We start from the raw sequence: 12,339 nt of genomic DNA, 5'->3' as shown, positions 1-12,339 counted from the left end.
GCCGATCCTTGTCCGGCGTGCGAGTCCTGATGCGCCGTGCATTTTCCCGCGCCGGATAGAAGGACTTTTTCCCCTGCCCGGCGAAGTTCAGCGAATAGTCAGCGCGCTAGAAGACGTGGTCCAACCGTACGCCCCATTCCCGCGGCCGCCCGAAAGTGACATCGGCGAGGCCGATGCTGGCCCGCCCGTCCAGTCCGTTGGTGATGTAGCGCTGGTCGGCCAGGTTGGTCCCGAAAACGGTGACCGACCAGTCCCCGCGCCCGGGCTGGAACGTCAGCCCCGCATTGACCAGGCCATGGCCCGGCTGGGCCACCAACGGGGCATTGTCGGGCGTGTTCCGGACGCGGGAGCGATAGGCATAGTCCGCGCGCGCCGTCAGCCGGCCGAGGGCGACGTCCAGACCCTGCTCGATCCCCAGGTTGACGGACCATTCCGGCGTCTTGGGCAGGTCGTCGGCCAGGGTGAGGCCGGCCACTGTCGGATCCAGCCGCTCGTAGCGACCGTCGAGACGGCCCACGCCCAGGTCCAGCCGCAGGTCGGGTACGGGCCGGGCCGTCACCTCCAGTTCGAAGCCGTCGATGCGGGCCGCCCCGGCGTTGTCGATGATCACCACCGGGGCGCCGCCGGCCGCGCTCAGCCGGAACAGCTGCAGATCGGTGTAATCCCCGCGGAACAGGGCGAGATTGACGGCCAGCCGATCGTCGAAGGCGCCGAACTTGACGCCGGCCTCATAGGACAGGACGTATTCGGGATCGAACGGCGTCCGGGCTTCGAAGGCCGTCTGGGAGCGGCCGTTGAATCCGCCCGACTTGTAGCCGCGCGCCACCGACAGATAGGCCATCACCCGCGGACTCCAGCGGTAGCGCGCCACCACGCCCGGCGTCAGCGCCTGCCAGTCCCGGCTGGAGGCGACGTCATAGGCGGTGACTCCCGACGCGAGCCGGTCGAACCGGGCGCGATAGGCCTTGCGATCCCAGGTCTGGCGCAGGCCGGCGGACAGGGACAGGCGCTCGGTCAGCCGGACGTCCGCATGGGCGAAGACCGCATGGCTGCGGCTGTCGACGGCGCCGACGACCCGGCCGTCGAGATCGAGAGCGACATGGACCGGATTGCCCGCGCCGCCCAGGCCGGGGATCAGCCCGGCCGGAAACGCCTCCAGCGCCTCGAACAGGCCCGGGGCGATCCGTATGCGATAGGTGTCGTCGCCCTGTTCCGAGAAATAGAGGCCCCCGACCACATAGGCGACGCGACCGTCCAGGGCCGACCCGATCCACTGGACCTCCTGGCTGAACTGATCCATCCGGTCGGTCACGCCCTGTTCGAAATAGACCAGGGGCGAATGGTCGGGGTCCGAGTCGAACGCCGCGTCGTGGCGGCGATAGGCGGTGATCGACCGCAGCGTCCCCGCAGAACCGCGCCATTCCGCCGTCGCCGCCAGTCCGCCCTGGTCCAGGTCGCTGGCGTTGCCCCCCGTGCCGAGGGTGACGTCGGGGTCGGTCGGAACGAAGCGGGCGTCATAGGCCACGCCCCGGGGCGCCCCGACCAGGGCGTTCCACAGCGCCAGCAGGGGGGCGGCCGGATCGACGGCCACGAGACCGGCCGGGGCGACGGTGTCGCGTCGCCGCGCATAGTCCGCCGCCAGCCGCAGGGTGAACCCCGGATCGGGACGCCACTCCAGCTGAACCCCGAGGCCGGAGGCGTCGATCGCGCCCAGGGTTCCTCCGTCCGGCCGGGTCACGAAGCCGTCGCGACGATCGGAATAGGCGACGACCTTGCCCAGCAGCCGGTCGTCCACCAGCGGCACGTCCACGACCAGCGAGAGGTTGCGCCGATCCAGACTGCCCAGCGTCACGGCCGCGCGCCCGCCGAAGGTCCCGGCGGGGCGGCGGGTGGTCAGGCTGATGGCGCCGCCGACGCTGTTCTTGCCGAAGGCCGTGCCCTGCGGGCCCCGGAGCACCTCGACCTGTTCGACGTCGACCAGCCCCATCATCGAGCCGATGGCGCGCGCCACATAGACGCCGTCGACATAGATTCCGACGCCGGGCTCGGCGGTGGACAGGAAATCGGCCTGGCCGACGCCCCGGATGAAGATCTGGGCGTTGGTGCTGCCGCCGGTGTCGCCGGTCCCGGGATCGAACACCAGATTGGGCACGAAGGCGTCGATCTGGGACAGGTCGGCCAGGTTGCGTGACCGGAGGTCCGCCCCGGTCAGGACGGTGGCGGAGACGGGCGCGTCCTGAAGGCGCTCGTCGCGCCAGCGCGCCGTGACGACGACGTCGTCGATCCGGGCCGGCGGGGTGTCCGGATCCTGCGCCGACAGGGCGGCGACCAGGACGAGGGCACCGGTCAGCATGCGGCCCCCCGCCGATCCCGGCGCGGCGCCCGCGACCGTCGTGTCATCCGCATTGGCCTCCCCGATCGTCGCACCGTCAAGCTTCGTCGGGGTCTGCTAGCATGGGGGGTCCGTTCGGACTAGTGTCGATTGAACGGCGTTCGTGACGGGGGGGCGCATCATGCTCGGGACTGCGGAGCACGACGATCTGGTCGCGTGCCTGGGCGCCTCGGCCATGGGCGACACGCCGTGGACGGCGACGCTGGAACGGCTCGCCGTGGCGTTCGGCGGTCACACGGCCGTGCTCAACATTCGCGACGAGGCCGACCGGACGATCGCCGTCGAGAACCACGGCTTCTCGGCCGAGTTCGCCGCCGCCTTCTACGCCAGCGACATTCTGGGCAAGGATCCGCGCATGCCGCTGTTCTACAGCGTGCCCAAGGGGCAGATCTATTTCGACCATGCCCTGTATGACGTCGCCGAGATGTCCCGAAACGCCACATGTCGCGAGGCGGACGAAATCCTGGGCACCCGGTTCCAACTGGGCGCGATGACGACGCTGCCCGACGGATCGACCGGAACCGTGGCCGTGATGCGCACGGCCGCCCAGGGCCATGCCTCTCAGGAGTCCATCGCCGCCTTCCGCCGGCTGGCTCCGCATATCGAACAGGCCGTGGCCCTGGGTCAGGTGATCGAACAGAAGGCGGCGACCCAATTCATCCTGCTGGAGGCCCTGGCGCGCAAGGCGGACGGGATCATCCTGCTGGACCGGACCGGCGCCGTCACCTTCGCCAATGACGCCGCGCGGACCATGCTGGCGGCCGGCGACGGCCTGGCCCATGGACCGCAGGGGTTCGTCGCCGACCGCGGGCCCGAGACCCTGCGGCTGGGGCGGCTGGTCCGGGGCGCGATCGGCCCGGCCCTGCCGTTCGCCGACCGACGCGGGGGCCAGATGCCGGTCAACCGCCGCTCGGGCCGCAATCCCTATGTGCTGACCATCCTGCCGGCGCCCCGGGCCGAGGTCTTCCTGACCCGCCACAGCATCGCCTGCGTCATCCATATCCAGGACCTGGCGGCGACGCCCCTGCCGTCGCGCGAGGCCATGGCCGCCGTGTTCGGCCTCAGTGAGCGCGAGGCCGATCTGGTCATCGCCCTGATCCGCGGCCCCGGCCTGGCCCAGGCGGCGGGGCAGGCCGGCATGGCCCTGAACACCGCCCGCAACCACCTGCAGAGCATCTTCAGGAAGAGCGGCACGGCCAGTCAGGCCGAGATGATCCAGATGTTCGGCCGCCTGCTCTGAGCGAGGCTGAACCGGCGCCGACTGGTCCGAACGGACTAGCCGAGCCGTATCGACACGAAAATCCCGCCATGAACAATGAGGAACCGCTCGAGACCCGAGCGGGGCCTGGAGCTGGTTCCATGATATCGAGACCGGGATGGATCGTCCTGATCGCCCTGACCGGGCTGGCGCAGGCGACGCCCGCCGCCGCCGACTACACCCTGGCCGATGTGATGGTCAGCTCCGTCCGCGAGGGACGGATCGTGGCCCGGGGCCGGACCGACGCCCGGGGCGATTTCCGCCTCCACCTGCCGGCCGGCCCCTCGGGCGCCGACGAGATCTGCCTGAACGGCCGTTCGGCGAGGTTGGCGATCGCGCGGGCCAGTTCGGGGCCCGGAGCCGGCGACCGGCGGCGCGCCGGGACCCTCGTCGAGCTCAGGGTGGCGACCCTGAACCGGAGGGTCCGGGAGATGAACGATCCCCCCCAGATCCACCAACAGCGGCTGGTCGTCCCCGCCTCGCGCGTCCGGGCCGGACGGCAGGCCGGGTCGGCGGACCTGTGCTTCCGCCCGTTCGCCGGCCTCGCCGAAGGTCAGCGCCCCGGGATCGAGCCGGCGACCACCCGCCGGGGCGCCTCCGGCCCTCGGACACCCCTTCCAGGGTCGGGCGGCGACGGGCCCGACGGGCGGGAGTCCGACGGCGGCCTTCGCAACGCCGCCGGCGTCGGGACGCCGCCGCGGAACAACGGGGACGGCACGGTGACCGACCCGAACGACCAGGCCGGGCATGTCGCCGCCCTGACCCGGGACTGCTGTCGGGAACTCCCCGAGCGGGAGGAGGATCGGGATCGTCGGAACCGCCTCGGGTCCGATACGCGCCCGCCGCCGGCGGACGTGGACGGCGACGGCAGGCTGACCCGGTCCGGTCCGCCCATCCCTCCGCCGGGCGGCCGGAGCCGCGCGCCGACCCTCGTCATCGGCTCGATCCGGGTGGTGAACTGGCCATGACCGTCCTGACCCCGAACCGCCGACTGGTGCTGGCCGGCGCGACCCTCGCCGTGGCGGGCCTCGCCGCGCCCGCCCTGGCCCGGCCCCAGACTCGCGCGACCTTCGACGGGCTGAAGAAGACCCTCGCGGTCGACCTCTTCCGGGCCACCGAGGCGGTCGGCGGCTCGGTCACGGCCGAGGGCATGACCGCCATGCTGACCCAGGCCCTGGTCGAGGACGGCCGTTTCCTGGTGGTCGAGGGGGGCGGAGGCATGGAGGCCAGCGCCATCGTGCGCGGCGCCGTGACCAAATTCGAGCCGGCGGCGGGCGGCGGCGGCATGAGCATCAGCGGCGGCCCGCTGGGCGGCCTGCTGGGCGGCCGGGCCGGCACCCGCACCCAGACGGCCGTGCTGGAGATCGCCCTGCGCCTGGTGGATGCGTCCACCGGCCAGGTCGTCTCGACCTCCAGCGCCGAGGGTCGCGCCTCGTCGCGCACCTCGGAAGCGGGACTGGTCGACAACTGGGGCGGCGGGCATCTGGGCGGCGAGGTCTTCCGCGCCACCCCGATCGGCCAGGCGGGCCAGGACGCCATCGTCCGCGCCGTGGAGCAGATCGCCGGGGGAATGCGCCGCGTCGAATGGTCGGCCCTGGTGGTCGATGCCGCCGACAACGGCGTCTATCTGAACGCCGGGGCCGACCGCAATGTCCAGCCGGGCCTGACCCTGGCGGTCTGGCGGCCCGGCCGCACCCTGACCGACCCCGGCACCGGCGAGGTGCTGGACGTCGAAATGGCCCGCATCGGCCGGGTGCAGGTCCAGACCGTGCGCGACCGGCTGTCCATCGCCAGCGTCATCGACGGCGAACCGCCGATGCGCGGCGATGTACTGAAAGCGGAATGACCCATTCCAGCCCTGTCGTATTTGAAACCGAACCCCAAAGGAGCCTTGCCATGAAGAAATCTGTTGGAAGACTTGTCCTGGTCGGCGGCATTCTGATCGCCGGCTCGGTGATGGCCCAGGATGCTCGCCGCCCGGCGCCCCCCCGCCCGATGCCCTGCCCCAATCCGACCGTCGAGACCCTCAACGCGACGGGCACGAACATCGAGAACGCGGACTTCCCCGCGGCCGCCCTGGCCAATATGCAGACCATCGGCGGAACCGTCGCCAACAAGTTTACGGGCTATACCTTCCGCTGGCGGCCGCCGGCCTGCTGCGCCATCACGAGCGCGGTCCTGACGGTCCGGCTGAGGGCGATCACCGCCGGCACCTCGAACACCACCAGCGACGCCGGCAACGACACCATCGCCGTGATCTCGGGGGGAGCGTCGCTGCCCGGCCAGAGCGGATATATCCGCCCCAATGCGCCGTTCGCGGCGGGTTCGCAGATCACCAAGACCTTCACCCTCACCGGGGCTCAGCTGGCCACGCTCAACAGCAACAACCGGCTCAGCTTCGTCACCCAGGACGACCATTCCGTCCTGTCGGCCACGCTGCGGCTCGAGCGCTGCTGCGTCAACACTTCGCCGAGACCCTAGAGGCTGGCCCGCCCGGCAGCCCGTGGGATCGCCGGTCCCGCGGTCTGCCCGGCCCCGGCCAGGACCGCGTCCAGCAAGATGGAGACGACCGTGATGAGATGCCTGAAGAGGATGTCCGCATCCCGGCGCGGCGCGACGCCGGCGGCCGCGGCGGCCCTGTGCCTGGCCTTCGCCGCCGGCGGCGCCGTCGCCGCCGACCTGATGGTGACCAAGACTGGCGGGGGTCCGGCCGGCATGGGTCAGACCCGGACCTTCGTCATCGTCGCCGGCAATGTCAGTTCCCTGACCCTGCCGCCGAACCTGACCGTCACGGTGACCGACGTGCTGCCGCCGACCTTCACCCAGATCGCCGCCTCGGGCGCCGGCTGGAGCTGTTCGGTCGCGGGCCAGACCGTCACCTGCGCCCGCGCCGACGGCCTGGGCGCGGGCCAGTCGTTCGCCCCCATCACCGTCGCCGCCGTGGTTGGCGGGGGCCAAGCCTATTCCAGCTGCGCCCAGGTGGCCCACGCCGTCAACGCCGCCACCCAGCCGGACCTGGTCGCCGCCAACAATACCGCCTGCGTCAGCGGCGCCATCGTCCCCGGCCCGCCGCGGCGGCGGCATCAGGCGGCGCCGCGCGGACCCAACCGCCGGATCATCCCTTGAGCCGCCTTCGCCCCCATCCGCATAGCCCCGACCCCAGGAGACCGGCATGACCCATCACCCCGCCCCCCTGGCCGCCGCCGCCCTGGCCCTGATCCTGCTGGCCGTCCCCGCGACCGGCCCCGCGCAGGCCGAGGTAAAACCCGTCGCCGGCGGGAGCGTGGTCGTCCGCAAGAACCCCGGCCACGCCATCGTCGTCGGGACCAGCGGCGGCGACGGCCGGGTCTCGGCCCGGGTCCGGGTCGAGGCCGGGGAGTATGAGGTGTCCGTCGCCTGTCCGCGCGACGTGCCGTGCGCCCTGGCCTGGGTCGGCATCGACGGGCGGCGATTGACGCCGACCCCGCGCGGCGCGTGGACCTTTCCCGTCGGCCCGCGCACCGGCGCGGTGACGCTCACCGCCCAGGTCGTCGAGGCCCCGGCCGCGGCCGGCGACGGGCGCGGCCCGGACTGCGCGGCCGTGTTCCGCGACAACCGCGAGCGGATCGAGGCCCTGGCCGCCGCCGGGCGGGCCGACGACATCGCCGCCGTCTTCACCGGCGCGGGCTGCGCCCGGCCCAGCGTCGAGATTCCCTCCCCGTCCGCGGCGGCGGATCCCCGCCGGAGTCCGCGCCGCATCACCTGCGAGGCCACCCTCCTGCCGCCCCGCATCCGCTGCACCTTCCTGGCCGCCCCCCGCGACGCCGAGCCCCGCCAGGCCGCTCCGAGAACTCCGCTTTCGCGGGAATGAGCGCAAACGAGTCCAAACCACCCACGAACAGGAGAAGTCCCCATGAAAAGAACAGCCCTCATCCTCGCCGGCGCCCTGGCCTTCGACCTCGGCGTCATGGCCGTGGCCGCCCAGGCCCGGCAGCAGACCCGCGAACCACCCCGCGGTCCCGCGACGGGCGCCCTTCAAGAGCCCTCGACCACGCGATTCCGCGACTCGACCGCGCGCGGGACGACCTGCCGCCCGGGCGAGTCCGGCCCCTGTCGCCCGCCCGCCGGGCCGACCGGCGGCCGGGCGGGCGGCATGTCGGGGTTGGCGGTCCAGGACCCGACCGGCCCCGGCGGCAATGGCGGCTGCACCCCCGGCCTGCCCGGCCCCGGCCGCCCGACCGGCCCCTGCGCCGGCGAACCGGCGTCGATCAGCGATCAGGCCGCCGCGGGCAATCTGACCTCCTACCTGCCGGCCGCCGAATCCGACGGCCACAAGCATAGCGGGGAATACCGCTACCTGAAGATCGACGCCGCCCTGCCGCTGCGGGCCTGCCTCGCCCGGCGCGGCGAGGTCGTCCGCCACGAGGGCGTCCGGCAGTGCCGGCTGCCGGCGACGGCCCGCCTGGAAGACGCCAATTCGGCCATGGGGGAGGTCTCGACCACGCGATGACCATGTCGGCCGCCCCGGCCTGCGCGGCGCCCCAGAAGGTCGAGCCCGGGCCCGACGCAGTCGTGCACCTCTCGGCCGCGCCCCCGTGCGGCGGGGCGAGCGCCACCGGCCGGGTGACGCTGGCGGTCGGGGAGGAGCGGATTCCGGTGGAGATGACCGTGCCCGCCGGTCCCGTGGCGGTCGAGGACGTCCTGCCCGTCGTCCACGGCCTCAGCAGCCTGTTCGCCGCCCGGGCGGCGGCGCGGGCCGAGGCCGAAGGGCGGGCGGTCTCCTGCCGCGCCGGCTGCGGCGCCTGCTGCCGCCAGATGGTTCCCATCGCCCCGGCCGAGGCCCGCGCCCTGGCCCGGCTGGTCGAGGCCATGCCCGAGCCTCGCCGCGGCCGGGTCCGGCGTCGCTTCGACGCGGCCCTCGACGCGCTCGAGCCGCTCGGCCTGCTGGAGCGGCTGGGCCGGGATCCCGCCGACCGTCAGTCCGTGGCGCTGGCGTATTTCGCCGCCGGCGTGGCCTGCCCCTTCCTCGAGGACGAAGCCTGCTCGATCCACGCCGACCGTCCGCTGGCGTGCCGGGAATATCTGGTCACCTCGTCGCCGGACCTGTGCGCCGCCCTGTCTCCGGGCATCGAGCAGGTTCCCCTCGAGGCCCGGCCGTCGCTGGCGCTGCTGCACGCCGACCTCCGCGACGGCTGGTTGCCGCTGGTGCTGGCGCTGGTCCAGGACGCCCAGGCGCCGCCTTCGCCGCGCGACCGAACCGGCGCCGACATCCTGCGGGACGTGATCGGCCGGCTGTGATCCGGCGTCGGGATGGCGGCCCCAAGGATGGGGCGCGGCCTGTTCACGCGGACAACTGGCTCAGGGCCGTCGCCATCGTCTTGATGGCGTCGAACAGCAGGGCTTCGCCAAGGCTAAGTCCGGCATAGTCGTCCAGATCGGCGACGCCGTTCTCGATGGCGTCAAGGCGCTTGAGGCGCAGATCGGTCTCGGCCGCCCGCTTGTTCAACTCGGCGATATGCTGGCGGCGGCGCTCGCTTCGCTCCTGCCTGCGGTCGAGGACGGTGGCCAGCACCTTTTCAAGTCTGACTGGATCAAGCAGGCGGTCGTCAAGATGTCCGGCGACCAGCGCGTCCAGCTTCTCCATCGGAACGGTCATGCCGGTGCAGGCGGTAGGTCCCTGCCGGGCCTTGGTCGAGCAGGTATAATAGCGATAGCGCCCGCCCTTGCCGGTGCGGATGGTCATGGCTCTGCCGCACCCGGCGCAATGGACCAGGCCGCCCGGAAACGGCCAAGGTCGCCCAGCAGCCGTTCAAGCTGCTCGGACGCGGATGGCTGGTGCGGGCGCGAGGGACGGGGCATGGCCCCAAAGCCTCCGAAACAAAGCCTTGAAAGAACAGCTTTTTTACGCCACGAATACGCTTCGTAGCCCAGCGTACAAAGACAGGAACGCGGCGGCGCGGGGCGAGGCTGGCATGGCGAGAGAGGCTGGCATCATGCCGCGTGCAAAGCCTTTTGCACCGCCTTGGGGGCGCGGTCGATCACCAGCAGATAGGCGCGCGCCGGTCCCTCAGGCTGGCGCACCCCCTGCTCCCAGTGACGAAGCGTATTGACGCTGAACCCGAACCGCCCGGCGAACTCCTCCTGGGTCATGCCGAGCCGGGCGCGGATTGCCTTCACGTCGATGTCGGCGGGGACATGGACGCGATAGGCATTGGCGTCCGCTTCGCCTCTGGCGTAGGCGACCGCTTCCTCCAGTCCGCGCCGGATGCTGTCGGCGACCTTGCTCATCTGCGTCTCCCTTTGAAACTCTCGACCAGAATTGCAGTCAGCCGTTTGAAGTCGTTGCGGTCCTGCCGGCTCAGGTCCGCCCGTTCGTTCTTGGCATAGGCGGTCAGCGCGAACAGCGGCATGTCGGAAGGGCAGGCCGCGGTGGCCCAGGTCGTGCTGAACCGCATGCGCCATCCTGCCTATCCCGGCACGGTTTGCGGCGTGGTGTTCCAGGGTTCGGAGCGGGCCACGGGCTGCCAGTTCTCCTTCACCTGCGACGGCGCCATGGCGCGGACGCCGTCGGTCGCGGGATGGGCCAGGGCCAGGGCGTCCGCGTCAGCCGCGCTGAACGGCGCGGTCATGGCCGCGGTCGGCACGGCGACCCACTATCACACCGACTGGGTCGCGCCCTACTGGGCCGAGCGGCTGACCAAGGTGCGCCAGCTCGGGACCCACATCTTCTATCGCTGGAACGGCGGCTGGGGCCTGCCGGCCGCCTTCACCAGCCGTTATGGCGGGCCCGAGCCCGTGCCGGCCCAGATGGCGGCCCTGTCGAGCCCGGTTGAAATCCCCGAGCCGGTCCTGCTGACCGTCATCTTCGAGGAGCCGGTGGAAGACCTGACTCTCACCATCCCCATCGTGGAAGCGGTGCCGACGCCTGCCGCCGCCGAGCCTGAAGCTGTCGCTTCGACACCCGTGGTCGAGCCGCCGCCGCCTGCCGCGGCGCCGATGATGGCCGATCCCCTGGCCCAACCGGGGCCCCGGCCGCAGCGGCGATCGAGGATCGCGACGCCGTCCGGATGGTGACCGCCGCTCCGCGCGGCGGCGGCGATGATGTTTGAGCTTGCGCGGATATTGTCGGGAGCTTGCGATGCTGGCGGTGACGATCAAACAGGATGGGCCGGCCCCGTTTCGTCTGGATCGTGGTGAACCTGGACGGAGTCTCGGTGGCGACCGGCTGGGAGCCGTCGCAGGCGGCGGCCTCGCGTCAGGCCCAGCTGGCGAGCCGGGCCAGCTCTTTCGCCGGTCATGCCGAAGCGAGCGGGGCGTTCATTCACGGCCCGAGAGGGACGACCGTAGTCGAGGCGTGCGCCACCTGAAGATCGGCCGGGGCTGGTGATCGCCCGCCGGCCGGCGATTTCGGGCCCCAACCGGCGACCGGTCAGAATGACCTGCGAGGCCACCCTGATCCCGCCCCGCATCATCTGCCGCTTCGCCGCCGTCACCCGCACAACCCGAACGCATCCTGACCGCGCCAGCGAGCCAGGCTTGAGCCGAGGGGCCGGGCGCTCATGGGCGACTGTGAAACCGGCTGAACACCCCGGACCCCCGCCGTCGGCCCGCCTCCATGTTTGATGGGCTTTATGGAGGGTGTCGTCTCTGTAATTCGAAAATACCAAAGAAAAACAGAGAGCGTGGCGGAGACGGAGGGGTTCTAACTTCTAACATTTTGGTTGTATCCCTCAGCTTGGACACGGTCCACGCTGAATGGTTGAGGCGGCTTAATCGGACGTTGCCGCCGAAATCTCGAAGACGATCAACACGCCTGACGTTGATCGCTGCCAGCTCGTCGAACAGATCACAGGCGTGTTCGCACTCGGTCTTGCTTTCTATATGTCAACGACGTATAGATCGGATCATGATGGAGCCGTTGCGAGAGGTCGCCTTCACGGCCGGTTTCCTCTCCGACGCCAAGAGCGAAGGCATGACGCAGCTGGACCTGGACGCCCTGGTTCAACTCCTGGCCGCCAATCCCACGGCCGGTGATCTGATCGCGGGTTCGGGCGGTTGCCGCAAGGTTCGCCTCGCCGGACGGGGCAAGGGCAAGTCGGGCGGCTATCGCGTAGTGACCTTCTTCGCCCCGCGCGCCATGCCGGTTTAGGTTTTCGCGGCCCTGTCCAAGGCGAGCCGTGAAACCTTCACCGACGCGGAGGTGAACGCCATGGCCGGATTGGCCAAACGCATATTGGCGGGCCTGAAATGACCCGACCGGGAAAGGACCGTCAGATGAACGACACCACCAATATCGACCGCATCATGCGAGGTCTGAACGAAGTCGCCGATATCGTCGAAGGAAAGGCCAGGCCCGCGCGCGTACATGCGCCCGCCGATGTGGACGTCAAGGCGATCCGGACCCGGGAAGGTCTGAGTCAGGACGCCTTCGCCGCCAAATACGGCTTCGCGTCATCGACGCTTCGCCAGTGGGAACAGGGCCGTCGCCGCCCCGAGGCCAGCGCGCGCCTGCTGCTTATGGTTATAGAGCGCCGCCCGGACGCCGTTCAGGACGTTCTCGCGCACGGCTGACGGTCCGCCGTCGATGGGCCCCTGTTGCGGTCGCTTGCTAGGGCGCGTCCTCAATTGAGCAATATGAAGCTTGATGCGGCGTAGACACCGGCCAGGAAGTTGACGGCGCGCTTGTCGTAGCGGGTGGCGATGGCGCGGA

The 12,339-nt window shown here is 71.1% G+C and carries 16 protein-coding genes; 12 read left to right on the top strand and 4 right to left on the bottom strand.

The window, feature by feature from the left end; genetic code table 11:
* Positions 1 to 106: 106 nt before the first annotated feature.
* On the bottom strand, positions 107 to 2,353 hold the full coding sequence (locus Q0588_RS05780) for a TonB-dependent receptor (RefSeq protein ID WP_298744577.1): 2,247 nt from the start codon (positions 2,351 to 2,353) through the stop codon (positions 107 to 109).
* A 160-nt stretch (positions 2,354 to 2,513) separates the two neighbouring features.
* Between Q0588_RS05780 and Q0588_RS05775 the strand changes: the two genes are divergently transcribed.
* The 8 genes from Q0588_RS05775 (at position 2,514) to Q0588_RS05740 (ending at position 8,927) form a co-directional block, all read left to right on the top strand.
* Positions 2,514 to 3,632 (top strand): hypothetical protein, encoded by a 1,119-nt coding sequence (locus tag Q0588_RS05775; RefSeq protein ID WP_298744575.1) that lies wholly within the window; start codon positions 2,514 to 2,516, stop codon positions 3,630 to 3,632.
* Positions 3,633 to 3,751: 119 nt separating this feature from the next.
* On the top strand, positions 3,752 to 4,618 hold the full coding sequence (locus tag Q0588_RS05770) for a hypothetical protein (RefSeq protein ID WP_298744573.1): 867 nt from the start codon (positions 3,752 to 3,754) through the stop codon (positions 4,616 to 4,618).
* Complete coding sequence (locus Q0588_RS05765; protein WP_298744570.1) at positions 4,615 to 5,496, top strand: CsgG/HfaB family protein; 882 nt, start codon at positions 4,615 to 4,617, stop codon at positions 5,494 to 5,496. Before Q0588_RS05770 ends, Q0588_RS05765 begins: the two co-directional genes overlap by 4 nt.
* Positions 5,497 to 5,546: 50 nt before the next feature.
* Complete coding sequence (locus Q0588_RS05760) at positions 5,547 to 6,131, top strand: hypothetical protein (protein WP_298744568.1); 585 nt, start codon at positions 5,547 to 5,549, stop codon at positions 6,129 to 6,131.
* Positions 6,132 to 6,224: 93 nt separating this feature from the next.
* Positions 6,225 to 6,776 carry a hypothetical protein gene (locus tag Q0588_RS05755; RefSeq protein ID WP_298744566.1) on the top strand — a complete coding sequence of 184 codons (552 nt, stop codon included), beginning with the start codon at positions 6,225 to 6,227 and terminating at the stop codon, positions 6,774 to 6,776.
* Between the two features lie 46 nt (positions 6,777 to 6,822).
* Positions 6,823 to 7,500 (top strand): hypothetical protein, encoded by a 678-nt coding sequence (locus Q0588_RS05750; protein ID WP_298744564.1) that lies wholly within the window; start codon positions 6,823 to 6,825, stop codon positions 7,498 to 7,500.
* Positions 7,501 to 7,542: 42 nt separating this feature from the next.
* Positions 7,543 to 8,139 (top strand): hypothetical protein, encoded by a 597-nt coding sequence (locus Q0588_RS05745; RefSeq protein ID WP_298744562.1) that lies wholly within the window; start codon positions 7,543 to 7,545, stop codon positions 8,137 to 8,139.
* Complete coding sequence (locus Q0588_RS05740) at positions 8,136 to 8,927, top strand: YkgJ family cysteine cluster protein (protein WP_298744561.1); 792 nt, start codon at positions 8,136 to 8,138, stop codon at positions 8,925 to 8,927. The genes Q0588_RS05745 and Q0588_RS05740 overlap by 4 nt, the downstream gene beginning before the upstream one ends.
* 43 nt (positions 8,928 to 8,970) lie before the next feature.
* Here Q0588_RS05740 and Q0588_RS05735 read toward each other — a convergent pair whose 3' ends face one another.
* The 3 genes from Q0588_RS05735 to Q0588_RS05725 all read right to left on the bottom strand — a co-directional run bounded on the left by Q0588_RS05735 (position 8,971) and on the right by Q0588_RS05725 (position 10,039).
* Positions 8,971 to 9,402 carry a zinc ribbon domain-containing protein gene (locus tag Q0588_RS05735; RefSeq protein ID WP_298744609.1) on the bottom strand — a complete coding sequence of 144 codons (432 nt, stop codon included), beginning with the start codon at positions 9,400 to 9,402 and terminating at the stop codon, positions 8,971 to 8,973.
* 218 nt (positions 9,403 to 9,620) lie between these two features.
* Entirely contained in the window at positions 9,621 to 9,917 is a 297-nt protein-coding gene (locus tag Q0588_RS05730; protein WP_298744559.1) for a helix-turn-helix domain-containing protein, read from the bottom strand.
* The gene (locus Q0588_RS05725) at positions 9,914 to 10,039 is read right to left on the bottom strand and encodes a hypothetical protein (RefSeq protein WP_298744558.1); all 126 of its coding nucleotides are present in this window, start codon (positions 10,037 to 10,039) and stop codon (positions 9,914 to 9,916) included. The genes Q0588_RS05730 and Q0588_RS05725 overlap by 4 nt, the downstream gene beginning before the upstream one ends.
* Here Q0588_RS05725 and Q0588_RS05720 point away from each other — a divergent pair.
* The 4 genes from Q0588_RS05720 (at position 10,038) to Q0588_RS05705 (ending at position 12,200) form a co-directional block, all read left to right on the top strand.
* Complete coding sequence (locus Q0588_RS05720) at positions 10,038 to 10,703, top strand: cell wall hydrolase (RefSeq protein ID WP_366872651.1); 666 nt, start codon at positions 10,038 to 10,040, stop codon at positions 10,701 to 10,703. The two genes, Q0588_RS05725 and Q0588_RS05720, sit on opposite strands and share 2 nt — an antisense overlap.
* A gap of 89 nt (positions 10,704 to 10,792) precedes the next feature.
* Positions 10,793 to 10,996 (top strand): hypothetical protein, encoded by a 204-nt coding sequence (locus Q0588_RS05715; protein ID WP_298744556.1) that lies wholly within the window; start codon positions 10,793 to 10,795, stop codon positions 10,994 to 10,996.
* Between the two features lie 539 nt (positions 10,997 to 11,535).
* A complete protein-coding gene (locus tag Q0588_RS05710) occupies positions 11,536 to 11,778 on the top strand; it encodes a hypothetical protein (protein ID WP_298744554.1) in 243 nt (80 codons plus the stop codon).
* A gap of 125 nt (positions 11,779 to 11,903) precedes the next feature.
* The gene (locus Q0588_RS05705; RefSeq protein WP_298744552.1) at positions 11,904 to 12,200 is read left to right on the top strand and encodes a helix-turn-helix domain-containing protein; all 297 of its coding nucleotides are present in this window, start codon (positions 11,904 to 11,906) and stop codon (positions 12,198 to 12,200) included.
* Positions 12,201 to 12,339: the final 139 nt, after the last annotated feature.

Origin of the sequence: uncultured Brevundimonas sp., assembly GCF_937870815.1 — a bacterium.
Lineage (GTDB): Bacteria > Pseudomonadota > Alphaproteobacteria > Caulobacterales > Caulobacteraceae > Brevundimonas.
The sequence above is the reverse complement of the archived record's forward strand: the minus strand, read 5'-3'. Positions and strand labels throughout refer to the sequence as shown.

Coding starts and splice junctions, on each gene's coding strand:
- Q0588_RS05780 (WP_298744577.1), bottom strand. CDS start 2,353: ATGCTGACCGGTGCCCTCGTCCTGGTCGCCGCCCTGTCGGCGCAGGAT.
- Q0588_RS05775 (WP_298744575.1), top strand. CDS start 2,514: ATGCTCGGGACTGCGGAGCACGACGATCTGGTCGCGTGCCTGGGCGCC.
- Q0588_RS05770 (WP_298744573.1), top strand. CDS start 3,752: ATGATATCGAGACCGGGATGGATCGTCCTGATCGCCCTGACCGGGCTG.
- Q0588_RS05765 (WP_298744570.1), top strand. CDS start 4,615: ATGACCGTCCTGACCCCGAACCGCCGACTGGTGCTGGCCGGCGCGACC.
- Q0588_RS05760 (WP_298744568.1), top strand. CDS start 5,547: ATGAAGAAATCTGTTGGAAGACTTGTCCTGGTCGGCGGCATTCTGATC.
- Q0588_RS05755 (WP_298744566.1), top strand. CDS start 6,225: ATGAGATGCCTGAAGAGGATGTCCGCATCCCGGCGCGGCGCGACGCCG.
- Q0588_RS05750 (WP_298744564.1), top strand. CDS start 6,823: ATGACCCATCACCCCGCCCCCCTGGCCGCCGCCGCCCTGGCCCTGATC.
- Q0588_RS05745 (WP_298744562.1), top strand. CDS start 7,543: ATGAAAAGAACAGCCCTCATCCTCGCCGGCGCCCTGGCCTTCGACCTC.
- Q0588_RS05740 (WP_298744561.1), top strand. CDS start 8,136: ATGACCATGTCGGCCGCCCCGGCCTGCGCGGCGCCCCAGAAGGTCGAG.
- Q0588_RS05730 (WP_298744559.1), bottom strand. CDS start 9,917: ATGAGCAAGGTCGCCGACAGCATCCGGCGCGGACTGGAGGAAGCGGTC.
- Q0588_RS05720 (WP_366872651.1), top strand. CDS start 10,038: ATGTCGGAAGGGCAGGCCGCGGTGGCCCAGGTCGTGCTGAACCGCATG.
- Q0588_RS05725 (WP_298744558.1), bottom strand. CDS start 10,039: ATGCCGCTGTTCGCGCTGACCGCCTATGCCAAGAACGAACGGGCGGAC.
- Q0588_RS05715 (WP_298744556.1), top strand. CDS start 10,793: ATGGGCCGGCCCCGTTTCGTCTGGATCGTGGTGAACCTGGACGGAGTC.
- Q0588_RS05710 (WP_298744554.1), top strand. CDS start 11,536: ATGATGGAGCCGTTGCGAGAGGTCGCCTTCACGGCCGGTTTCCTCTCC.
- Q0588_RS05705 (WP_298744552.1), top strand. CDS start 11,904: ATGAACGACACCACCAATATCGACCGCATCATGCGAGGTCTGAACGAA.